Source organism: Acinetobacter sp. ANC_7682 (assembly GCF_056779795.1).
Genome location: NZ_JBWYIQ010000024.1, coordinates 14,381 through 37,850, shown reverse-complemented (window position 1 = coordinate 37,850; position 23,470 = coordinate 14,381). Strand labels below are relative to the sequence as shown.

General features: G+C 39.2%; 19 protein-coding genes and 1 riboswitch. Of the genes, 8 read left to right on the top strand and 11 right to left on the bottom strand.

Features of this window, described 5'->3' with window-relative positions:
• Positions 1-101: 101 nt before the first annotated feature.
• From AC1M9D_RS10205 to AC1M9D_RS10195, 3 genes are all read right to left on the bottom strand, one after another.
• Positions 102-1,883, bottom strand: coding sequence for an acyl-CoA dehydrogenase C-terminal domain-containing protein (locus AC1M9D_RS10205; RefSeq protein WP_481612104.1), 1,782 nt, complete (start codon positions 1,881-1,883; stop codon positions 102-104).
• Positions 1,884-2,053: 170 nt separating this feature from the next.
• Positions 2,054-3,856 carry an acyl-CoA dehydrogenase C-terminal domain-containing protein gene (locus tag AC1M9D_RS10200; RefSeq protein WP_180028280.1) on the bottom strand — a complete coding sequence of 601 codons (1,803 nt, stop codon included), beginning with the start codon at positions 3,854-3,856 and terminating at the stop codon, positions 2,054-2,056.
• A gap of 310 nt (positions 3,857-4,166) precedes the next feature.
• On the bottom strand, positions 4,167-4,793 hold the full coding sequence (locus AC1M9D_RS10195) for a hypothetical protein (protein ID WP_481612103.1): 627 nt from the start codon (positions 4,791-4,793) through the stop codon (positions 4,167-4,169).
• A 133-nt stretch (positions 4,794-4,926) separates the two neighbouring features.
• Here AC1M9D_RS10195 and baeS point away from each other — a divergent pair, with 133 nt between their 5' ends.
• Positions 4,927-6,588 (top strand): sensor histidine kinase efflux regulator BaeS, encoded by a 1,662-nt coding sequence (gene baeS / locus AC1M9D_RS10190; RefSeq protein WP_035265564.1) that lies wholly within the window; start codon positions 4,927-4,929, stop codon positions 6,586-6,588.
• Positions 6,589-6,606: 18 nt separating this feature from the next.
• Positions 6,607-7,293 (top strand): response regulator, encoded by a 687-nt coding sequence (locus AC1M9D_RS10185; protein ID WP_092767563.1) that lies wholly within the window; start codon positions 6,607-6,609, stop codon positions 7,291-7,293.
• A gap of 148 nt (positions 7,294-7,441) precedes the next feature.
• Here the strand turns inward: AC1M9D_RS10185 and AC1M9D_RS10180 are convergent, their stop codons facing one another.
• The 7 genes from AC1M9D_RS10180 to AC1M9D_RS10150 form a co-directional block, all read right to left on the bottom strand.
• Positions 7,442-7,855, bottom strand: coding sequence for a DUF6988 family protein (locus tag AC1M9D_RS10180; RefSeq protein WP_481612109.1), 414 nt, complete (start codon positions 7,853-7,855; stop codon positions 7,442-7,444).
• A 384-nt stretch (positions 7,856-8,239) separates the two neighbouring features.
• Positions 8,240-8,608 carry an MmcQ/YjbR family DNA-binding protein gene (locus AC1M9D_RS10175; protein WP_481589239.1) on the bottom strand — a complete coding sequence of 123 codons (369 nt, stop codon included), beginning with the start codon at positions 8,606-8,608 and terminating at the stop codon, positions 8,240-8,242.
• A 69-nt stretch (positions 8,609-8,677) separates the two neighbouring features.
• Positions 8,678-10,123 (bottom strand): protein adenylyltransferase SelO, encoded by a 1,446-nt coding sequence (locus tag AC1M9D_RS10170; protein ID WP_481612102.1) that lies wholly within the window; start codon positions 10,121-10,123, stop codon positions 8,678-8,680.
• Between the two features lie 147 nt (positions 10,124-10,270).
• Positions 10,271-11,437, bottom strand: coding sequence for an acyl-CoA desaturase (locus tag AC1M9D_RS10165; RefSeq protein ID WP_035265557.1), 1,167 nt, complete (start codon positions 11,435-11,437; stop codon positions 10,271-10,273).
• A gap of 230 nt (positions 11,438-11,667) precedes the next feature.
• On the bottom strand, positions 11,668-12,381 hold the full coding sequence (locus tag AC1M9D_RS10160) for a glycerophosphodiester phosphodiesterase (RefSeq protein ID WP_180028285.1): 714 nt from the start codon (positions 12,379-12,381) through the stop codon (positions 11,668-11,670).
• A 139-nt stretch (positions 12,382-12,520) separates the two neighbouring features.
• Positions 12,521-13,105: a cob(I)yrinic acid a,c-diamide adenosyltransferase gene (locus tag AC1M9D_RS10155; protein WP_481612101.1), complete on the bottom strand. Its 585-nt coding sequence runs from the start codon at positions 13,103-13,105 to the stop codon at positions 12,521-12,523.
• A 96-nt stretch (positions 13,106-13,201) separates the two neighbouring features.
• Positions 13,202-15,049, bottom strand: a complete 1,848-nt coding sequence (locus AC1M9D_RS10150) for a TonB-dependent receptor plug domain-containing protein (protein WP_481612100.1) — start codon at positions 15,047-15,049, stop codon at positions 13,202-13,204.
• Between the two features lie 37 nt (positions 15,050-15,086).
• Positions 15,087-15,302: riboswitch (cobalamin riboswitch) on the bottom strand.
• Positions 15,303-15,444: 142 nt separating this feature from the next.
• On the opposite strand from AC1M9D_RS10150, the gene AC1M9D_RS10145 reads away from it, so the two are divergent.
• The 6 genes from AC1M9D_RS10145 (at position 15,445) to AC1M9D_RS10120 (ending at position 22,120) form a co-directional block, all read left to right on the top strand.
• Positions 15,445-16,089, top strand: a complete 645-nt coding sequence (locus AC1M9D_RS10145; protein ID WP_481612099.1) for a phosphoribosylanthranilate isomerase — start codon at positions 15,445-15,447, stop codon at positions 16,087-16,089.
• A complete protein-coding gene (gene trpB, locus AC1M9D_RS10140) occupies positions 16,070-17,314 on the top strand; it encodes a tryptophan synthase subunit beta (protein ID WP_035265544.1) in 1,245 nt (414 codons plus the stop codon). The genes AC1M9D_RS10145 and trpB overlap by 20 nt, the downstream gene beginning before the upstream one ends.
• Positions 17,315-17,867: 553 nt before the next feature.
• Positions 17,868-18,380 (top strand): DUF1543 domain-containing protein, encoded by a 513-nt coding sequence (locus AC1M9D_RS10135; protein ID WP_481612098.1) that lies wholly within the window; start codon positions 17,868-17,870, stop codon positions 18,378-18,380.
• Positions 18,381-18,610: 230 nt separating this feature from the next.
• Entirely contained in the window at positions 18,611-20,254 is a 1,644-nt protein-coding gene (locus AC1M9D_RS10130; RefSeq protein ID WP_481591714.1) for a nitrite/sulfite reductase, read from the top strand.
• Complete coding sequence (locus AC1M9D_RS10125; RefSeq protein WP_481587188.1) at positions 20,247-20,732, top strand: DUF934 domain-containing protein; 486 nt, start codon at positions 20,247-20,249, stop codon at positions 20,730-20,732. Before AC1M9D_RS10130 ends, AC1M9D_RS10125 begins: the two co-directional genes overlap by 8 nt.
• A gap of 401 nt (positions 20,733-21,133) precedes the next feature.
• Positions 21,134-22,120 (top strand): diaminopimelate dehydrogenase, encoded by a 987-nt coding sequence (locus tag AC1M9D_RS10120; protein ID WP_092767536.1) that lies wholly within the window; start codon positions 21,134-21,136, stop codon positions 22,118-22,120.
• 164 nt (positions 22,121-22,284) lie between these two features.
• Here the strand turns inward: AC1M9D_RS10120 and AC1M9D_RS10115 are convergent, their stop codons facing one another.
• The gene (locus AC1M9D_RS10115; RefSeq protein ID WP_481612097.1) at positions 22,285-23,460 is read right to left on the bottom strand and encodes a thiolase family protein; all 1,176 of its coding nucleotides are present in this window, start codon (positions 23,458-23,460) and stop codon (positions 22,285-22,287) included.
• Positions 23,461-23,470 lie beyond the last annotated feature (10 nt).

Here is a 23,470-nt window from a genome sequence, read left to right as displayed (position 1 = left end):
CATCTTATGTCTAAGCAGGGAAGACTATTATGAGTTGCTTTGAAAATAAGCAAATTTCAGGTAAAAAAAGCCTGAAGAATCAGGCTTTTTTAAGATAAAACTTATGATTGATTTATGAAGTAATCTTCGCTAAATCCCATCACGATTTCAGAGCTAGCTTTGATGCGAGCTAAACATGTATTTAATTCAGGTAAAACGCGTTGGATGTAGTAGTTCACTAAAGATAATTTGTTCTCATAGAACTCACCTGATTTTTCACTCGCAGCTTTAGCAATTTTAGCAAACATATAGGTAAAGCTGAGTAAGCCTACCGCATGTAAATAATCAACCGCAGCAGCATTCGCATAATCAGGATTTTCCGCAGCACGTTCAAGAACAACTTGTGTAATCGATTCAAGTTCAGTTGCAGCATCAAGAGTGGCATCTTTGATGTAATTTAAGTCCGCATCTAATGCATTTGCAAAGTCACGAATTTCTTCGATATATTCTGCGATGAATTGTCCATTACATTTAATCGTTTTACGACCAATTAAATCTTGTGATTGAACGCCGTTCGTTCCTTCATAAATTTGTGAGATACGAAGATCACGGATACATTGTTCCATACCCCATTCACGAATATAGCCGTGACCACCAAAGACCATTTGGGCATCTAGTGTCGCATTGAAAGCAGTGTCTGTTAAATATGCTTTTGCGATTGGTGTGAGCAAAGCAACACGATTATTTGCTTTTGCAACTGCTTCTGGATCCGTCGAGAACTTTGTAATGTCAAGTTGTTGACCTACATATACTGCAAATGCACGTGAAGCTTCATTGTTCGCACGAGCATTTAAGAGCATACGACGTACATCACCGTGTACAAGAATACTATCAGCAGGTTTATTCGGAGATTTCACACCTGTTGCACTACGACCTTGTAAACGATCAGTGGCATATTGAGCAGCATTTTGATAAGCAAATTCAGAAGCGCCTAAACCTTGGATACCCATGGACAAACGTTCATAGTTCATCATCACGAACATTGCAGCAAGACCTTCGTTTTCTTTACCGACTAAATAGCCTTTTGCACCGTCAAAGTTCATCACACATGTTGCAGAGGCTTTGATCCCCATTTTGTGTTCAATAGAACCAGGGCCTACAGGGTTACGATCACCCAAGGTACCATCTTCATTCACTAAGAATTTAGGTACAATGAACAGAGAAATACCGCGTGAACCAGCAGGAGCATCAGGCGTTTTTGCTAATACAAGGTGAATAATATTTTCAGCTAAATCATGGTCACCACCGGTAATAAAAATTTTCGTACCCGTGATGTTGTAAGTACCATCTTCATTACGTTCAGCCTTAGTTTTAATAATGCCTAAATCAGTACCTGCGTGAGGCTCTGTGAGACACATCGTACCTGACCATTCACCTGAATAGATTTTAGGAAGATAAGTTTCTTTTTGTTCTTGAGAAGCATAGCTATTTAATGCCATACCCGCACCCACAGAAAGAAGTGGATAAAGCATAAATGATGGGTTGGTTGCAAAAAGCATTTCATCTGCAAGCACAGTCAGCATTTTTGGCATGCCTTGACCGCCCCATTCTTCGTCAGCACCTAAGCCAATCCAACCACCTTCTGCATACTGTTGGAACGCTTCTTTAAAGCCCGCTGGTGTGGTAACAGATCCATTATTATAAGTTGCGCCTTCTTCATCACCTGTGCGATTTAGGGGAAGGGTTACGTTTTGAGCGAATTTAGCCATCTCTTCTAAAATAGCTTCAGCTGTCGCAGCATCAACATGAGCTAAATTCTCATTTGATTGCCAAAATTGTTCAGCTTGAAATACATCATTCAAAATGAACTTCATATCTGTAAGAGGCGCATTATAGATTGGCATTTTCGGTCACCTTTTTTTTGTTTAAATATCTTTAGTTCTTAGCAGTCTATCGAAGCATATTAGGACTTGTTAGACGACTAAAGGTTAATATCTCGAATTTATTTATAAAGAAAAAGGACGGCCAAATCTATGACTGTCCTTTTTCTTTTACACATATTTAATGTGGATCATTAGAATGCAAAATGTTCAGCATCTAAAGTCATTAATGGTTCTAATCCACCTGCAATTACGTCAACATGTGAGCGAACGCGTGGAAGGATCTTCTTGAAGTAGAAGCGAGCTGTCGTGATTTTCGCATTGTAGAAGTCAACTTCAGTTGAACCTGCTGCAAGTTGTTGTTGAGCAACTTGAGCCATGCGAGCCCATAAGAATGCTAGCGTTACATAACCAGAGAAGTATAGGTAATCTACTGCAGCAGCACCGACTTCATCAGGGTTTTGCATCGCGCGCATACCGATCTGCATAGTTAAATCACCCCATTCTTTATTGAGCGCAGCCAAAGGTTCAACAAACTCTTTCAAGTCTGCATTATCTTTGTTTGCTTCAGCAAATTTATGAATGATTTTGGTGAAATCTTTCAACATCGCACCTTGAGTTTGCAGTACTTTACGACCTAACAAATCAAGTGCCTGAATTTCAGTGGTACCTTCATATAAGCAAGCAATACGTGTATCACGAACAATTTGCTCCATACCATGCTCTGAAATGAAGCCGTGACCACCAAATACTTGTACGCCTTTGTTTGCAGCTTCATAACCAACTTCAGTTAAAAATGCTTTAGCAATTGGCGTTAATAATGACAGAATATTATCTGCAAATTTACGTTCTTCTTCAGTCGCGCCTTTCTCAACGATATCAGCATAGTGAGCGAGGTAATACACTAGAGCTCGACCACCTTCAGCAAATGCTTTTTGCGTTAAGATTAAGTTACGAACTGCTGGATGCACAATAATAGGATCTGCTTCTTTTTCAGGCGCTTTAGGACCAGAAAGTGAACGCATTGCTAAACGATCTTTCGCATATGCCAAAGCACCTTGGAAAGATGATTCAGCAGCAGACAAACCTTGTACAGCTGTACCAATACGTGCAGTGTTCATGAAGGTGAACATTGCATTCAGACCACGGTTTTCAGGGCCAATCAAGTAACCTGTTGCGCGATCAAAATTGATCACACATGTGGCGTTACCATGGATACCCATTTTATGTTCAATCGAACCACAACGAACAGCGTTGCGCTCGCCAACTTCACCATCAGCAGTTAAGTTAAACTTAGGTACGATGAATAATGAGATCCCTTTAGTTCCTTTCGGAGCACCTGGTAAACGCGCAAGAACGATGTGAACAATGTTGTCCGCCATGTCATGCTCACCAGCGGAAATAAAGATTTTCTCACCTGAAATTGCAAAACTACCATCTGCATTAGGTTCAGCTTTTGTGCGGATAATACCAAGGTCAGAACCCGCATGAGATTCTGTTAAACACATGGTACCTGTCCACTCACCTGAAATCAGTTTTGGTAAGTAAGTATTTTTTTGCTCTTCCGTACCATGGTGTTCAATTGTACGAACTGCACCATGAGATAGACCTGGGTACATACCCCATGCCCAGTTCGAAGAGCCGATCATTTCAGAAATGATAATGCCTAAAGAGTTTGGTAAGCCTTGACCACCATATTGTTCTTCAGCAGCTAAAGATGGGAATCCTAATTCTACGTATTTTTTATATGCTTCTTTGAAGCCTGTTGGAGTAGTGACTACACCATCATTCCAAGTACAACCTTCACGGTCGCCTACTTGGTTGAGTGGAGATAATTCATTTTCACAGAAATCTGCAGCAGCTTCTAAATATTGATCAACCAACTCACGGCTTACGTTTTCTTGGAATGCAGGGAGTTTTGAAAAGTGTTCTTCAGCATTTAATAATTCATGCAAAACGAATTGCATATCACGTAAGGGCGCTTTGTATTGTGGCATATCGGGTTCCTCAATACTGGTTAAACCAGATTTATAATCCTAATAAAAAATGTCGTGTCATCTACGACACCTATTTTGTTCTATTACATCGTGCAATAAGTTATTGCTTGGTACAAGTTTTATAGCCATATTCTGTGTGACTGTAAAGTCAAAGAAAAAATATTAATTTTGGCTAAGTGTTTAGAGTATAAAGTTTTTTCGTGAATTATATGTGAACAGAATAGTCAAAAACGTAATAAGTTATGACATAAAAAAAGGCGCAACATGCGCCTTTTTAATATTCAATCACTTAGTAGTGAGTTGAATTGGATTATGCGGATTTTTTTAAGTCTGGTTTAACGAGTGGTTGATTTGGTTTGAAATAAACTTTACATACACCGTTGATATTCTGTTCACCCACTTTGATTTGAACTTTTTTACCGTCAGTTTGTCCATTGCATGCTTGAAGTTTTGCATTTTGACTAACTTGCTGTTGCATCAAACGTTGATCAAATTTTTGAACAAGCTCAGCACGTTTGGCATCTGTGAGCGGTTCACCTTTTTGTGAACGGTTAGTTTGGGCCGAAGTTGGCTTTTCAGCTTTAAATTGGGCACGTGCTTGCTCATGCATTTTTTTCATATCAGCACGATCCGCTATGAAACGGATATGACAAGTACCATCAATATTTTGTTTATTAGTTTTGATTTGAACAGTTTGACCTACAGCTTTGCCATCGCATGCTTGACGAATTTGCTGCATCATCGCTTTACGGTCAGCACGCGCTTGTTTGAATAGCTCGCGTTGTTCAGGTGTTAAACGTTCTTTATGATGATGTTTTTTATCATAGTGACCCTTTTTAACTTCTTGAGGTGCTTGAGTTGTTGTTTGACATGCTGTAAGTGCGCCCATACTGATTAAGCCAGTGGTCACCAATACAATTTTGTTCATCGCTTTCATTATGTTTATCCCCAAAGTTGTTTGGATTCGGTATAGGTAAAGATTAAATAATAAAGATGAAGAAACAATGGAGAGTTTTTTGAATCAGTGTTAGATACAATACTGAAAAACGAAGAAATAATGTGAGTTCAATTTGAATATACGTCGCGTACCAATCGCACTACGCTTATTTTTTACAGTACTGTTAACGACATTGCTCATTACGACGGTTAGCTTAAGTGTGCTGCATTGGACGATGCAAAAAAACTTCACCAAATATGTAGCTGATGTAGAAATGCAAAAGCTTGATCATCTGATCGATAATTTAGCGGGCGTATTCTCTGTTTATCAAGATTGGGGCAATGCCGTTCAAGCTCAGATTTTACAAATTGAAGGTGAAGCTGCACCCGATGATTATGATCGACTATCACGTTGGTGGTTACGTCGCCAATATGATATTGCATTGCAACAGCGTTATTTCAAAGAACATACATTAATTAGCGAAATTGAGTCACAAAGAACGCAAACTATTAGTCCTGAAGAGCTGAAAGTCTTAGAAGAAAATTTACCTTCTGCATTTCAGCCATTTGAAGGATTGCGTTTCCCATTAAGTTCAAATCAGAATCAGACAAGAACCACGAACAGTTCTGATAAATCACATGAAAATAAGCTTTCTAGTTTGAGAACTTCTGAATACCAGCAGGGCAAGAAACTATTTATATCTATGTCTGATCACTTGGGTTTAAGTTCTAGACTTTCCTTATATGATGCAAAACAACAGTTTATCTTGGGTGAACCATCAGAGAATATGGTGTCGTATCGACCGATCACAGTTGATGGCAATATTGTGGGGTATCTCGGGCTAAGACCTGTTTTAGATCAAGATGATGCTTTAAGTATTAATTTCTTTAGCAATCAAAAGCGTTATTTATTTTTAATATATATTCTGACATTTATTTCGAGTTTGGTTGCTGCCTTATTATTAGCAACTTATTTTAGAAAGCCAATTCAACGCTTATTAAATGCAACACGAGAATTAACCAAAGGAAATTTTCAGCATCAGGTGAAAGTAAATCGTAACGATGAGCTTGGCGATCTTTCGACTGAAATTAATCAGTTAGCTGTGATTCTAGATCAGCATGAAAACTCTAGAAAGCAGTGGGTTGCAGACACTTCGCATGAGTTAAAAACGCCGCTGGCTGTTTTGCAAGCACAAATTGAAGCAATGCAAGATGGAATACGTAAACCAACGCCTGAACATTTTGCTTCAATGTTGGCACAAGTTTCGAGTCTGAAAAAATTAACACAAGATTTGGCTGCGTTAGCACAGGCTGAAGCACAACAACTCAATTTTGATTTCAATGAAATTGACCCTTGGAGTGTCGTGTTAAATGAGATTGAAAATTTCAAACCTAAATTTGAACAAGCCGATCTCACGATTAGCGCAGAGGGGCATGGAACGAAATTACAATTAGATGTAGATCGTTTTAAACAAATTATGGTCAACTTACTCGGTAATACTATTCGCTATACGGAAGCCGGTGGAAGAATTCATGTGCATACGATCGAAAACGATAAGACTTGGTCGGTGATTGTTGACGATAGCCCATTAGGTCTTACTGATGAGCAATTGGCTCATTTAGGTGAGCGTTTCTATCGAGCGGATGATTCTAGAACACGTAGTACTGGCGGAACTGGATTAGGACTAGCATTATCGTGCAAAATTGCACAAGGCATGAAGGGCTCCTTGAAGTTTGACCACTCACCATTGGGTGGATTGCGCTGCATCCTTACATTTCCAAAGAAATCGTTTTAAATTGAAGAAGGGTGACATATGAAACATGTGATGCTGGTTGAAGATGAAGTAGAACTTGCTCAATTGGTGCGAGATTATCTTGAAGCAGCTGGCTTTGAAGTCAGTATGTTTCACGATGGTCAAGAGGCTTATGATAGCTTTTTACAACGTAAACCAAGTCTAATGGTTTTAGATTTGATGGTACCTCGTATGGATGGTCTCACGATCACCCGTAAAGTCCGTGAGCAGTCTGATTTGCCTATTATCATGGTGACAGCACGTACGGAAGAGATTGATCGTGTACTTGGTTTGAATATGGGGGCGGATGATTATGTGTGTAAACCATTTAGCCCTAAAGAGTTAGTTGCTCGTGTTCAAGCAGTGTTGCGACGTTTAGATCGTAAAGCAGAACCAGAAGAAAATAATTTATTCCGTATGGATAAAGGTCAACAACGGATTTGGTATCAAAATAAATCTTTGAATTTGACACCTACAGAATTTCGACTTCTTGAATTATTTTTAGAACACGTAGGTCAGGTGTACTCTCGTGCGCAATTATTGGATCATATCAACCCAGACAGTTTTGAAGTGGCAGATCGTGTGATTGATAGCCATATCAAAAACTTGCGCCGTAAAATCTCGGATGCCGCGGAAACAGGTAATCGCCATGAATGGGTTCAAGCTGTTTATGGGGTGGGATATCGTTTCGAATATCCTGAAGATTGATTCTTTGTGATAAAAAAAGCGAATCTAGAAGTTCGCTTTTTTTTTGGTGCGTTGGTTTTGGTTAGGGTCTCTACAATTGGCCATTTCATATGCAACTTTCATGTAACTTTGTTAGGATATGAGCTTATTAGAGGTGGCTATCGTATTTTTATTTAAAGTAAGCTTCGACTCTAGCTTTTACTATAGGATTAACATCATCAACCATATAAAAACAATATCTATATTTTTCGATCAAAACACTAATATATTTTTGTTTATCAGGAACTGTGTGCTTTAACATTATCTGTGCAGCTACGGTTATTAAGTTATTTGATTGGCGCATCAAGGTGATCAGCATCTCATCTTCATATCCCATAACATCTCTAGTAAATGACTGTTTTCCAGTATGTACTATGGAGTTAAGTTGCTTCAAATGATATTTTTTGAAATCACAAAGGGTCTGAATTATTGGCTGAGCAGGTAAGTTTGCAGCACCAAGCTTATCAAGCATTTCAGAAATCATTGGACATGTGTCGGATTCAAATTGCTCTTCAAATGTGTAACTAAATTGCAATTTTGATATTTGATGATTACTTGCAAGAAATAATAACCAATATGCTCTGACTACAGCTTCAAATTGTCATCTAAGTAGAATCATAGCTTGTGTTGGTAGATTTGAAGATAATAAACCACTTACTCCAAGCCCATGCTCAAATGAGATGTAAATACATTGTTTAACTAAGTCCAAACGCGGCCCCACAATCGATAATGTCACTATTAATAATTTCTTGTTTTAGCTCTAAGATCATCTGAGTTGATAATCCAAAAAGTTGTTCTATATCCATAATGAATATCGTACTCATAGAGTTGTAATGATATAACCCAAATATAGAATAAGTTTTTCGTATTACTACTATTTATTAATTTAGCGTAATTATTGTTATAGAAAAGCAATTTTTAACTTTATTCAAATGACTCTGAGTAAAGCGATATGCTTTTGTTCGGCTTTTTTAAGCTTCGATACCACAAGATTATAGGAATTGGAGATCAAATCTTTGATAAGCTCTTCATCCAATTCAGATTCATCATAGATTGAAACCCAGTGTCGTTTATTCATGTGCCATCCAGATCGAATATAAGGATAAATATCTTTTAACATATGTCCATGATCTGGTTCGACTTTTAAATTAATCGCAGCTTTGCCTTGTAAATGAAATGCGAGCAAAAAGACTTTATCCATAATTTTATAAACATCACATCCCTCACCAAACGGTTGACTGACAGTGACTTCAGGAAGTTTTAAAGCTTGTGATGCTGCCAATTGATGTAAATGCATAGTCAAAACGAATGGTTATTGTGGATAATGATTAAATTATCCACAGAATGAGAGAGGTTTGTGAATAACTTATGATGAACAACTGACTTGAATTTCAGGGACATCACTAGCTAAAGGGCCTAAGTCTTCTGGTTGTTCAAGAGGTTCTTGTTTGGTGTATGGTGTTTGAAGAAGTTTGAACAAGCGATCAACTTCAGAGAAATCATCACGTTCAGCAAGTTCAATTGCTTTCTGTGCCATATGGTTTCGTAGAACGTAGTGTGGATTGGCTGTTAACATCGCTTGATCGAGATCGTCAGTGTCTTGATTTTCTCGTATTGAGAGATATTGGTGAAGAAACCGCTCAAATGCGATACGATCAAGGCAATCATCTTTGATTTGTTCATACGCTTTATTCTGTAAACGAATAAAACTTTGGGTGTAATCAAGTTGTTCTGTTTGTAAAATATGTAGAAAAGCCATACCACAATCAAAGCTATCTTTATGAAAACTTGGTAATCCCATTTTTTGACTTAAACCAAGTTTATAGTGTTCCAGGAACGTTGGTTCATAGTGTTCTAAACAGTAAGACAAGTCTTGTTTCCATTGCTCTCGATCATAATTTTCTGGACAAAGATAAATGAGACTATTTAACCAAGTCCATAAATTCCAGTGCCCGATACTCGGTTGGTTCTGATACGTATAGCGTCCTTGGTAATCAGAATGATTGTTGATCCAATTAGGACGGAAACGCTCCATAAAACCATAAGGTCCGAAATCTAAAGTTGAGCCGGTAATATTCAGGTTGTCAGTATTCATGACCCCGTGCGCAAAACCAATCAGTTGCCACTTGGCGATCATGATCGCAGTACGTTGAATGACTTGAGTTGCAAAAGAAAGAACAGGTTGTTCTGTCTCCAAACATTCAGGGTAGTGCCATTCAATGCACTTTTGCGTAAATTCTTGCAGTAGATCTGGCTGAAATTGATTAATCCATTCAAAGTGACCCAAGCGAATATGTGTCTCGCACGTACGCAACATCATCGCGCCACGTTCAAGTTTTTCTCGTTGTACACCTTGATCTGATGATACAAAACCAATCGCATTACTGGATTGAACACCTAGGGCATTGAGGGCGTGTCCAGCCAAATATTCACGAATAACGGAACGTAACACTGCACGACCATCGCCTCTCCGAGAATAGGGGGTAGAGCCAGCACCTTTAAGATGTAAATCGACCGTGTTGTTATTGTGATCTAGGATTTGAGCAATGAGTAAACCGCGACCGTCACCAAGCTGTCCAGCCCATTGTCCAAATTGGTGACCCGCGTATACCATCGCCAAAGGTTCAAACTCAGCAAAAGTTTTTTGCCCGCTACAGATTTCTACCCAGTTTATCTTATCTTCTTGAGTCCACAGTAACTCATCTGCAAGTGCTTCATTAAAATGACCAGGTTTAGCCCCTTTTAGAGGAAGAGGTTGTTGATGATGATACAGTCGAGCGGGTAGTGTGTTATAGCGAGAATTGAACTGCATATAATTTTTCAAAATGTGATGAACAACTTTGACTATAGCAAAATTCGATACATAAAACTGTGACTGCTACATTGGAAATGGTATCGAAAAAATAAAAAAAGCCCCGATCAACGGAGCTTTGGAGTAACTAAGAGTCTCTTGAATGAGTTATTCAGATACTGGTGATTTCTTTAAATTACGAACCAATAAGTTCAATGTCTCTCTATGATGAGATAAACGTTGTTCAACCAATTGGAATTCAACTTTCAGTTTACTATCCATTAGGTGAATTTTTTCAGCAACAGCTGCTTTTTTGGCATTAATTTCTTGCTCTTTAAGCTTCGCCCAATCATTTAGAGTTTGCGTAAATGCTTCATATTCTTGAGCAATTTTTGTTTTAACTGTCACGATATCATCATTCACGTTATGTCCGTAGACAGCGAGATCTTGTTGCGCATATTTAAACTTCATTGCAAGCTCAGCTTTTTTAATATTAAAGCTTGGAATACGTCGTAAGTTTTTTGCTAGCCCTAGTTTTGAACACGTCCAGATCAACCATTTAGTTGGGTCGTATTGCCACCATTTTACGCCATTGCGATAGTCGTATTGGAAGATATGATGGTAGTTATGATAACCCTCACCCCAAGTCGCAATAGCAAGAACAAAGTTGTCACGTGCAGTATTTTCATCTGTGTACGGACGTTTGCCCCACATATGGCATAGCGAGTTGATAAAGAAAGTCACATGATGGCTTAAAATTAAGCGCATTAAACCACCCAACAATAACACTCCCCAGACATCACCAACTGCCCATCCAATAGGAAGAAGAATAGCGGCATGAACGACAATCACGAGAGGGATGTAATATTTATCTTGGAACATGACAATTTTGTCAGCCAATAAATCAGGGGCGTTTTTGTAATTTGCTTCAGCTGCTGGATAGTTGCGTAGCATCCAACCGATGTGCGCGTACCAGAAGCCATTGTTAATTGAGTAGGGATCTTTTTCTACATCATCAACATGACGATGATGGGTACGGTGACCTGAGGCCCAATACAAAATGCTGTTTTGTACAGCAAAGGTTCCCATAATCATTAAAATGATTTTGAGTGGTACAGTCGCTTCATAAGCACGATGTGCCCATAAGCGGTGATAACCTGCGGTAATGCCAAGACTGCTCAGACCCAACAGCGCAAACATACTGATCCACGCAGCAAGCGAGAAATCATGATGATAAGCATAAAGTGGAATCGCAATAACGGCGACAATAGGTAAAAACACCAATGCAAATACTGCAATCCAGTTGATTGGGGCTTTGGGTAGGGGAGCATTCATCTCCAACAGCACTCCTAGAACCTTTAATAGGTTAAAACTAAATCCACTCACAAATTTGTGAGGTTAGACTCGTTAATACTAACATGGGCGAACATGTGTTCACTAGCATTATTGTACAGTTGTATTGTTTAAACCGTAACAGAATACATCATTGTATAAATTCGACTTTGGACGAATTCCAAAAAATAAATTAGAAAAAATAATCAAATAAGTTTTTGAATTTGAAAGTATTATAGGTGAGACATCATTAACTTGGGATAATCAGTAATTAAGCCTTGAACTCCTAAATCCTTAAGCTGTTTAGCACGATCTATATGATTGACTGTCCAAATACTAATATTTAAATTTGCGGAAAGTGTGGAGGCAATGATCTCATTTGTAGCAAGTTCGTTCATCCAACCAATTTGACAACATTCAAATTTCAAAGCTTGATCAATGGCTGCATGCTTTATATCGGTTTCAACCAGTAATCCACGCTTAAACCTTGATTTTTGCTGTTGAAGGGCTTGATGAATTTTAGGATCGAAACTGGTGATAATGGCGGAATCTTCAAAGCCTATTAATTGTTGATCTAAGGCTTCGACAATCTTTTCTGCGGCCTTCATCGATTCAACAGCTTTGACCTCAACTTCAATATGATTAAAATTATGAATAATTTTGAGGGTTTGGTCGAGTAGCGGTGTAGCTTCGACTTTATTCCATTCAGACCACGTTACGGCATGATTATACTGCGCTAAATCTTGCTCATCACATTCGTATAAATGTTTAGCTTGGCCTGTAGTACGAATAAAGTCATCATCATGCATCACGATCAGCGCATTATCTTTGAGTTGACGAACGTCAAATTCTACAGCGCGGATACCAATATCTTGAATATATTGAAATCCACCGAGGGTGTTTTCAGGTGCTTCCCCACGCGCACCACGATGACCAATTATTTTCATAAAACACCCTGAAATTTCAGGGTGATTTTAGTGCTAAATCATGAATGAAATATGACGATTTTAAATCAAAATTTTGATCAAAAAAGCATTTTAAGTGGATGGGGCAATCAACATGAAGACCTTTTTTACACTTTTAAGGTCAGGGCTCAATTGTCTCATTGATATTCTTTTGCCAAAGCACTTCTGAGCCACCTTCAGCACGTTGTAAGGTACGAGATGCGACGAATAACCAATCAGATAAGCGGTTCAAAAGTTGTAATGATGTGGCTTGGATATTTTGATCACGTTGATGAACAGACATCACGCTACGTTCAGCTCTACGGCAGACAGCACGTGCTTGATGAGCAAAACTGCAGACTAATGTACCAGCTGGCAAAATAAAGTCTTTTAGCATGGGTAATGCTTCGTTCATACGATCAATATCATTTTCTAAAAATTCAATACATACTGGTTGAACCAAGTTAAATCCAGGAATGCAGACTTCGCCGCCTAAATCAAATAACCAATGTTGAATCAGACTGAGTGATTTATCCCATTGAGCTTTGTCTTCAATGCTACTTAAAGCAATGTACGAACGTAATACACCAATGGTCGCATTGAGTTCATCGACATCACCTAACGCATCGATACGTAAATCATCTTTAGGTACACGTGAACCATCGCCTAGTCCAGTCGTTCCGCAGTCACCTGTGCGTGTGTAAATTTTACTTAAACGGTGTCCCATGTTATTTCCTTAATATTTAGATATCGCAATTTAAAAAGGATAATGCCACAGCTGTGACATTATCCTCAAAAAGTATTTAGCTATAGGTTGATGAAATTAGTACTTGAACGTAACACCAACGGAAGCTTGGCGACCACCATTGATGTAATAAATACCATTCCCACTAGAGTATTCAGTTTCATATTGAACATCACCAATATTTTCAATATTAGTGAATAGTTTAATATTGGGGTTTATATTCCAGTAAGCATTTACATCGATGGTTGCATAACCAGGATTATTGTATTGAGTGCTGTAACTTTTAGACTTAGAGCTACCAACTATAGAAGTGCTAATTCCGTAAACCTCATTTTGTAAGCCTGCTGATAGTGTTGCTTTTTGACGAGGGCGCTTTTGCAAATCTTCATCTGTTTCTAAGTTTTTTGCTTGCACATAAGCGTAAGAAGCATTTAAGAATAAATCATCTGTATTCCATTTATAAGAAACTTCACCACCTGTAAATTTAGACTTATTTACATTTATGAGGGTGCTATTTTTTGAAGTAATCAGATTGTCTACTTCATTACGATATACAGATAAAGAAATTAAAGAGTTTTCTGTAACTTTCTGATCTAAACCAACTTCATATGAAAAGCCTTCTTCAGGTTTTAGGTTTGGGTTGCCACCCCAATTTTTTGCATATAAATCATTCATACTTGGTGCTCTAAATGAGCTACCAATATTGGTATAGATACTTGTAGATGGGCTAAAGTGATATCTTACAGCCCCTTGACCAACGGTATGTGAGCCGAAACGTTCATCATCTTCTAAGCGAATGCCAAATTGCGCATCGATATTATTTGCTTGGTATTGATGTTGAGCAAAATAGCCTGTGCTGTTGTTTTTACGACTATATTCAACATCGTACATAGGATCCCAATCACTTTTAGATAAAATATCTGCTTCAATATTTTTATGAGTTACCCCCATTAGAATATTTTGAGAAGGTGTGAATTGCCATTTTCCATAAACTTCAGTTTCTTTAGAGGTATTGTGAACAAAGTCAGGCTTGTCCATTTGGTCTAAATCATCTTTAAACTGTGATAAACGGGCATTTAATTCAAGATCTGATGTGATTTTAACCTTACCCTTTAAGTTCACAATTTCATTTTGAAAATCTTGTGAAACTAAATTGCCGTTTAAGTTGTAAGCACCATTTCCTTCATTTTGGCTGTAATCTAAAGATGCAGAAAAAGCTTCTTTGTCGACACCAAATTTTGCGCTGTATCCTTTTTGATCATATGCATATTTTTGATTACTGTTGCTTAATACTTCAGTGCCATCAGATTCTAAACGTTGACCGCGAATTTGTGTATACAAACCATTTTCAGCAAAGTCGGCACCTACAATTGATTTATAAGTTTTGTTTTCACCAATTTCGCCTGTAACAAATGCACCTGTTTTTACCGGTGTTTTAGATACAAGTTGTATGACACCACCAATAGCATCAGTACCATAAAGTACAGATGCCGGTCCTTTAAGAACTTCAATTTGCTTCAGGTCTGTTGTGTCAATAAATTGAATTGATGCTGAACCCTGAGAGGGTGTATTTAAACGAACACCATCACGCATGACTAAAGTATGGTCAGACTCAGTTCCACGTAAAAAAATAGAAGCTTGCTGTCCATATCCGCCAGTCTGAACCATATTGATTGATGCATCATTAATTAATAAGTGAGGTAAAGATACAATAGGGGATTGATCTAAAACTTTAGGCTCAATAATTGAAATCCGCGCAGGCACATTTTCAATATTTTGTTCACTACGAGAAGCTGTAACCACAATCGTGCTTAAAGAAGATTTTGCAGAAGTTTGAGCTTCAGTCGTTGCTGTTACAGACGTTGAAAAACCCATCGCAATAGCGATTGCACCAACCAAAGCTGTTGGTTGAAATTGAATAGACATAACATGCTCCATACATTCACTTCCCCGTGAATGATTGAGTGGAAGAACACAACAAGCAGGTATCCGGACTCAAATGTAGTAACTGGATTACTTACATTTCCACCTTCCCACATATGACATGCAGTGGTGTAAATCTCTAAAAATCAGAAATCTATTGAGAAATGCTTTTCATTTTTTACCGTTGCGGGGGCAGTGTTGGATTTTCACCAACTTCCCTAAAGCGATTGCTTTGACTTGTTGCAATTTGAGCGCAGTATAAAGAGCGCTTCTCATTTAAACAATCTTCACACCGAATATTCTGAGTGAACTTTACGCAAGATGAAAAAATTGCTTTACAATGAAGCGCCCAAAAATGATAGATCGGCTATGATGAGGGTGGATTAGAGCTAGAATAGATGCGAACTCGTGCAAAAATATGTGGGATTACCCGATTAGAAGATGTCCAAGCTGTTGTGCAAGCTGGTGCGGATGCCATAGGACTTGTGTTTTTTCCACCAAGTCCAAGACACGTAGATGTTGAGCAAGCAGCACTGTTGGTTCAAGCGATTCCTGCTTATATTCAATCAGTTGGATTATTTGTTAATAGTTCAGCCGAAGAGATCCAAAACATACTTAAAAAAGTCCCTTTAGATATTTTGCAGTTTCATGGCGATGAAAGTCCAGAACAGTGCAAACAAATTGCTCAAGCAGTGGGTCGCCGCTGGTATAAAGCAATTCAAGTAAAACCAGAACTTGATATCGTTGAAGAAATCAATAAATATCAAAAGTTTGGTGCGAGTGCTGTGTTGTTGGATGCATGGCATCCAGATTTAAAGGGCGGAACAGGCCACAGCTTTGATTGGACAATATTTCCAAAATTAAATATTCCATTGATCTTGGCAGGAGGACTAAACCCTGACAATATCGAGCAAGCAATTCTTACAACACAAGCATATGCTGTGGATGTGAGCGGCGGTGTAGAGTCCGCAAAAGGTATAAAAGACCAACAACTCGTAGAACGCTTTATGCAAGGAGTCCATCGTGGATCAGCAAACCGTTAATCAACAAGATCAAGTGATTGACTATACCCAATACCCTGATGCAAAAGGGCATTTCGGTATCCATGGCGGACGTTTTGTGTCAGAAACTCTAATGGCTGCACTAGAAGATCTAGAGCAACTGTATTTCCGAATGAAAAATGACGAACAGTTTTTGGCAGAATTCGACCGTGACCTCGCTTTTTATGTAGGTCGTCCAAGTCCGCTTTATTATGCTGAGCGATGGTCAAAGGAGTTGGGTGGTGCACAAATCTATTTAAAACGAGAAGACTTGAACCATACTGGCTCCCATAAAGTAAATAACACGATTGGTCAGGCTTTGCTGGCGAAGTTATCAGGCAAAAAACGTATCATTGCTGAGACTGGTGCAGGTCAACATGGTGTGGCAACAGCGACCATCGCAGCGCGATTAGGGCTTGAATGTGTCGTATACATGGGTGCAGATGATGTGAAACGCCAAGCGATGAATGTATATCGCATGCGTTTATTGGGCGCGACTGTTGTTCCTGTCGAAAGTGGCTCTAAAACATTAAAAGATGCCATGAACGAAGCCATGCGTGATTGGGTAACAAATGTCGATTCTACTTATTACGTGATTGGTACAGTTGCAGGTCCACATCCATATCCTCAATTGGTACGTGATTTCCAATCGATCATTGGTCGTGAAGCACGTCGTCAAATTCAGGAACAAGCCGGTCGCTTACCTGATGCCCTCGTGGCGTGTGTCGGTGGTGGTTCAAATGCGATGGGCTTGTTCTATCCATTCCTGAATGATCAAGATGTGAAAATGTACGGTGTTGAAGCAGCTGGTTACGGTATTGAAACTGGTAAACACTCTGCTCCATTAAATGCTGGTCATGTTGGTGTGCTGCATGGTAACCGTACTTATCTGATGTCGGATGCACAAGGTCAGATTATTGAAACACACTCAATTTCAGCAGGTTTGGACTATCCTGGCGTAGGCCCAGAGCATAGCTTCTTAAAAGATATGAAGCGTGTTGAGTATGTTCCAATTAATGACAATGAAGCATTACAAGGCTTCCGTGACTTAACTAAGATTGAAGGTATTATTCCTGCACTTGAAAGTTCGCATGCGATGGCATATGTGACTAAGTTGGCTCCAACGATGTCTAAAGATCAAATTATTATTGCGACGGTTTCAGGTCGTGGTGATAAAGACTTAATGACAGTTGCACGCATTGATGGCGTGGAAATGGTAGAAATGTAATTCACCCTTTAAGTCTCTCCCTTTGGAATGAGAAGCACTGCTTCGTAAGGGGGAGAGGTGCTATTTAGAAAATAGCATTTAAGCCATTGGATGCGATTTTTTTTATGCGCTCTAGAAAAGCTAAAACATTTTCCTAAAATTTGATTTTTGGATCGGCGACATGGATGTAGCCTGTATTTCTGTGATACAGGGAAGTATCATCAGAAATACAAAATGGTTTTGTTACTTTTACCGAAAAAAGTAAGGCATTTTGGAGGGTGAATCTATTTGAGATTCAGGTTTGAAGACGTATTTCGTGGACTTACTTTTACGTTACTTTGGAAAAGCCCAAAGTAACCGAAGGCTTTCTGTTGAGCAGATATTACATTCTTGTAATACTGCTCAACGGGGGGCATCCATGTCGCCACCACGTATCCAATATCGTTGAATTAGTCAGGTTAATCTTTAAACCCTGTATAAAAATCAGTAACACAGCCAATCCATTCTTTTCAGTAGTGGCAAATCCAAATTCAGGTATGATTAATGGTCTTGTCAAAGCCAAAGGAAATCAACCATGCCAAGCCTATTTCTTGTAATGCTCGGTGGTCGTCATGCACATGCCAATACTGAAGTGCATGATGTGGTCTTGGCTGTTGGGGAATCACTGGAAGAAGTCTATCCTCAACTCAAAAATGCTTGGTTTGGTGAGCAGAAAGGCTTACATATTGATGCTTGGGCGAAGGTAAATGGAGTGGAATATAATGAGCAGCAATTCCAAATCCATTTTACAGATGCAGCTCCTAATGAAAACGAAATGAAACTCTGGTTGATTAATTTAGGTGGGTACCACGTTAATGAGTTCGGAGAGTTACATCGTTATGTATTAGTACCAGCTTTAAATACTGCATCGGCTAAAGAGCGTGGAAAATCATTCTTTGGAAAAGATTGGCAAAAACAGCATACAGATCGGGTTTTGGACGTTGATGATTGTATTGCCATTGATCATGTGCATGGTCGTTATGTGCAATTGATTGAGGGTCAATTTAAAGAAGGGTACTGGGAAAATACATACATCACGATCGGATAATTTTTAATAAAGAACAAATTTACTATCTATATGAATTTATGTGCTAAGAATAGCTAAATAAAATCTTTATGTGGAATAAGTGCTGGAATCCAGAGCTTGTCTATATATCAGTGATTCGAGTGATTACATATCAATAAAACCGCTATTAAATATGTAAAAAACGCATTTTATTGATAGATGAATAAAAGCTATGCTGTGCTTCGTTAAAATTAAACTACTAGCTGTACGCCATGTATTTATATACTGATTTCGATCAGCAACTGATCAATGAACGTGTTGCACAATTCCGTGATCAAACGGAACGTTATTTAGCTGGAAAGCTTACTGAAGATGAATATCGTCCATTACGTTTACAAAATGGATTATATGTTCAGCGTTATGCGCCGATGCTTCGCGTCGCTGTACCTTATGGTTTGATGAACTCTAAACAGCTTCGTAAAATTGCTGAACTCGCTAAAGCGTATGACCGTGGTTATGCACACGTTTCTACTCGTCAAAACTTTCAATTTAACTGGCCAGCATTAGAAAATGTGCCAGACATGTTGCAAGAGTTGGCATCAGTTCAAATGCATGCGATTCAAACATCTGGTAACTGTATTCGTAATACAACAACAGACCAATATGCAGGTGTCGTTGCTGGTGAAATTGAAGATCCAAGACCGACATGCGAATTGATTCGTCAGTGGTCAACTTTCCATCCAGAATTTGCATTCTTGCCACGTAAGTTCAAGATCGCAGTTTCTGCACTTGCTGAAATCGACCGCGCTGCAACAGCATTTCATGATATCGGAGTGTATATCGTTCGCAATGAGGCGGGTGAAATGGGCTATAAAATCATGGTTGGCGGTGGTTTAGGTCGTACACCGATCATTGGTGCTGTGATCAAAGAGTGGTTGCCACGTGAAGACCTTATTGCTTACTTAGAAGCAGTGCTTCGTGTGTATAACTTACACGGTCGTCGTGATAACAAATATAAAGCTCGTATCAAAATCTTGGTAAAAGCTTTAACACCTGAGGTTTTTGCTGAAAAAGTTGAAGCTGAATTTGCACATACGATTAAAACTTTAAAAGTTGATGCAGACACTCTGGCGAAAATGGACCAGAACTTCACACCATTTGCGTACCAAGATTATGCAGATGAAGACTTCTCAGCACTGTTTGCTGCACATCCGAAATTCAAACAATGGTTTAACATCAATACCAATGCACACAAAGTGAAAGGTTACCGCATCGTAACAATTTCATTGAAACGTGCAGGCGTTGCACCGGGTGACGTGACCACTGAAGAAATGAACTTGATTGCTGATCTTGCAGATAAGTACACTTTTGGTGAATTGCGTACCACGCATGAGCAAAACATTGCCCTTGTCGATGTACCGCAAAAAGATTTATTTGAGCTTTGGACGATTCTTGAAAAGAATAACTTGGCTCGCGCGCACATTGGTTTCTTAACTGACATTATCTGCTGTCCAGGTGGTGATTTCTGTTCGTTGGCAAATGCGAAATCTATTCCGATTTCTGAAGCGATTTCACGCCGTTTTGATGATTTAGATACGATTTACAACTTAGGTAAATTAGACTTGAACATCTCAGGTTGTATGAATGCCTGTGGTCATCATCATGTGGGTAATATTGGTATTTTAGGTGTCGACAAGAAAGGCGCAGAATTCTACCAAATTACATTGGGTGGTAATGCAGACCATGATGCCTCAATCGGTGACATCTTAGGACCATCATTTGCTGCTGAAAAAGTACCAGATGTGGTGGAAGAAATTTTGAACACTTATCTTGATTTACGTCAAGAAGGTGAAGAGTTCATTGATACTTACCGTCGTGTAGGAATTCAACCATTTAAGGAGCGTGCATATGCTTAATACCGCACTACAAGTGCTCTCTAAGGATGGCACGATTGCAGACAATACTTATCAACTGATTGGTGAAGATGGCGTATTGCCACAAGGTGATGTGGTTTTAACGGTGGAGCAGTTAGACCAGCTTGCCAATGTTTCAGGTAAAAAAGCACTTTACCTAACCGTAGATGCCTCACCTGAAAACAATGAATTCCCACTTGATCAGCTTGATGCAATTTTTATTGAGTTTGCAGGTTTTAATGATGGCCGTGGGTATTCATTTGCCGCATTGTTACGTCGCCAAGGCTTCCAAGGCGAACTTCGTGCAACAGGTGATGTATTCAAAGACGTGTTGAACTACATGAAGCGTGCTGGTTTCGATACTTTCGTGATTAAAGAAGGTAAAGACATTGCAGAAGCAGCGGCAGGTTTAAACGACTTTACTCAGCCTTACCAAGCGTCGACTGCTGTACCAAAACCAAATTATCAAACGGGTGCTTAATTTTATTAAGTGATAAAAAAGCTGAACTTAGGTTCAGCTTTTTTTATTTAATGGAAACAAGATTTAGGTATTCATAGTTCAGCCTAAGCGCTATTCAAAATGACACATAGAAGGTCAAAGTTTAATCATATGTCTATTTAGAGCAGAATTTTTTAATTCATTCAGAAATATATAGCGACAAAGCCTTTAGTGCAGCGGTTTTTTATATGATTCAATTGATCGATTAACACTGATTTAAATGATAAATTTGCTCCAAAAAAGTGCAGTTTATTGTAGTATGTTAGTATTCATTTGATCATTTTTGGTGCGGGTTTTTCTCCATTCAATCAGACTGTTTTGCGGTATATGTTTAGTACTCAGTCTAGTGATCTTGCCATCATTTAAATAGTGAAGCAGTTGTTATGCAAAATTTGATTCGTATTGGTATTGTCGGTTATGGCAACCTCGGTCGTGGCGTTGAAACGTCAATTCAAAAGAACCCAGATTTAGAGCTTGTGGGAATTTTTACACGCCGTGCACCTGAATCAGTGTCTCCTTGCTTTAGTGACACGAAAGTTTTTCATATGGATGACTTAAATGACCTTCAAGACAAAATTGATGTGTTGATCTTATGTGGTGGATCTAAAGATGATCTTCCAAAACAAACACCTGAATTGGCAAGTAAATTCAACACAGTAGATAGTTTTGATACGCATGCACGTATTCCTGAGTTTTTTGAAGCAGTGAATGAGCCTGCACTTGCTAACAAAAAAACGGCAATGATTTCGATTGGATGGGATCCAGGCATGTTCTCAATTAATCGTCTATTTGGTGAGGCATTATTACCAGATGGTGAAACCTATACTTTCTGGGGTAAGGGTTTGAGTCAAGGTCACTCAGATGCGATTCGCCGTGTGGCGGGTGTTAAAGCAGGTGTTCAATATACTATTCCATCACAAGATGCGATTGATAAAGTTCGTAGTGGTTCACGTCCTGTATTAACCACTAAAGAAAAGCATACTCGTGAATGTTATGTTGTGCTTGAAAATGGTGCTGACGCTGAAGCCGTAAAGCAGGCGATTGTGACCATGCCAGACTATTTTGCAGAGTACAACACGACTGTGAACTTCATTGATGAAGAAACGCTTCGTAACGAGCATAATCGTATGCCCCATGGTGGATTTGTCATTCGCAGTGGTAATAGTAGTGCAGAGCAGACTCAAGTAATGGAGTTTTCGTTGAAATTAGATAGCAATCCTGAGTTTACTGCAAGTGTACTTGTGGCTTATGCACGTGCATGCTACCGCATGAATCAAATGGGTCAATATGGCGCGAAAACTGCATTTGACGTTGCACCAGGCTTATTGTCAATGAAATCTCCAGAGCAACTACGTAAAGAAATTCTTTAAGTCTAATAATTCAAAGTTATGCTTTGAATTGAGATTATAAAAAAGCCTCTAGCTAAGTAGAGGCTTTTTTATTTACCCTCCTTTAGTCAAGGAGGGTTTAGGGGAGGATTGATGATTTAAATCTCCCTCAAGCCCCTCTTTGAAAAATAGGGGCTTTAGACGCTTTAGATTAACTCAATCGCCACTGCAGTTGCTTCACCACCACCGATACAAAGCGCAGCAATACCACGTTTACCACCTGTGCGTTTAAGTGCATGGATTAGCGTTAAAATAATCCGTGAACCTGTAGATCCTACTGGATGTCCTAAAGCACATGCTCCGCCGTTGATATTTACTTTTTCAGGGTCAAGTTTGAACTCGTCAATAGGACACATCGTGACCATTGCAAAAGCTTCGTTGATTTCCCAAAGGTTGACTTCTTCAACATTCCAACCTGTTTTATCGAGAACCTTTTGGATTGCACCGACTGGTGCAATCGTAAACTCAGAGGGATGTTGTGAATTAGAGGCATATGCCACAATTTTTGCTAAAGGATTTAAACCCTTTGCATGTGCTTGCTCAGATGAGCTGATAACCAAGGCTGAAGCACCATCAGAAATCGAACTGGCATTGGCAGCAGTGATCGTACCATCTTTAGCAAAAGCAGGACGTAGAGTTGGGATTTTATCGATGTTTGCGTTAAAAGGTTGCTCATCTTTATCTACAATGACATCTCCTTTACGAGTTGAAACAGTCACAGGAACGATTTCATCATTGAAGTAACCTTCAGTAATCGCAGTTTGAGCGCGTCTTAATGAACGTATTGCAAAGTCATCCATTTGCTCACGCGTATAGCCTTTAGTGTTGGCCATATCTTGAGCAAATGAGCCCATCAAACGACCAGTTTCAGCATCTTCTAAACCATCGAAGAACATATGATCTTTGATTTCACCATGACCCATGCGGTAACCACCACGTGCTTTAGGTAAGACGTAAGGAGCGTTGGTCATAGACTCCATACCGCCTGCAACCACAAAATTTGCTGAACCAGCTTTAATCATATCAGCTGCTTGCATCACAGCTTTCATGCCTGACCCACATAATTTATTGATTGTCACTGCACCTGTCGAGTCAGGTAGTCCAGCTTTGCGCATAGCTTGGCGAGCAGGGCCTTGTTTTAAACCTGCAGGCAAAACGCAACCCATAATGACTTCTTCAATGTCTGCTGGCTGCAAACCCGAGCGTGAGATAGCCTCTTTAATGGTCACTGCACCCAGTTCTGGTGCAGTCACACTTGATAAACTTCCCTGAAAGCCGCCCATTGCTGTACGTGCACCATTAAGGATGACGATATCAGTCATTATTCTCTCC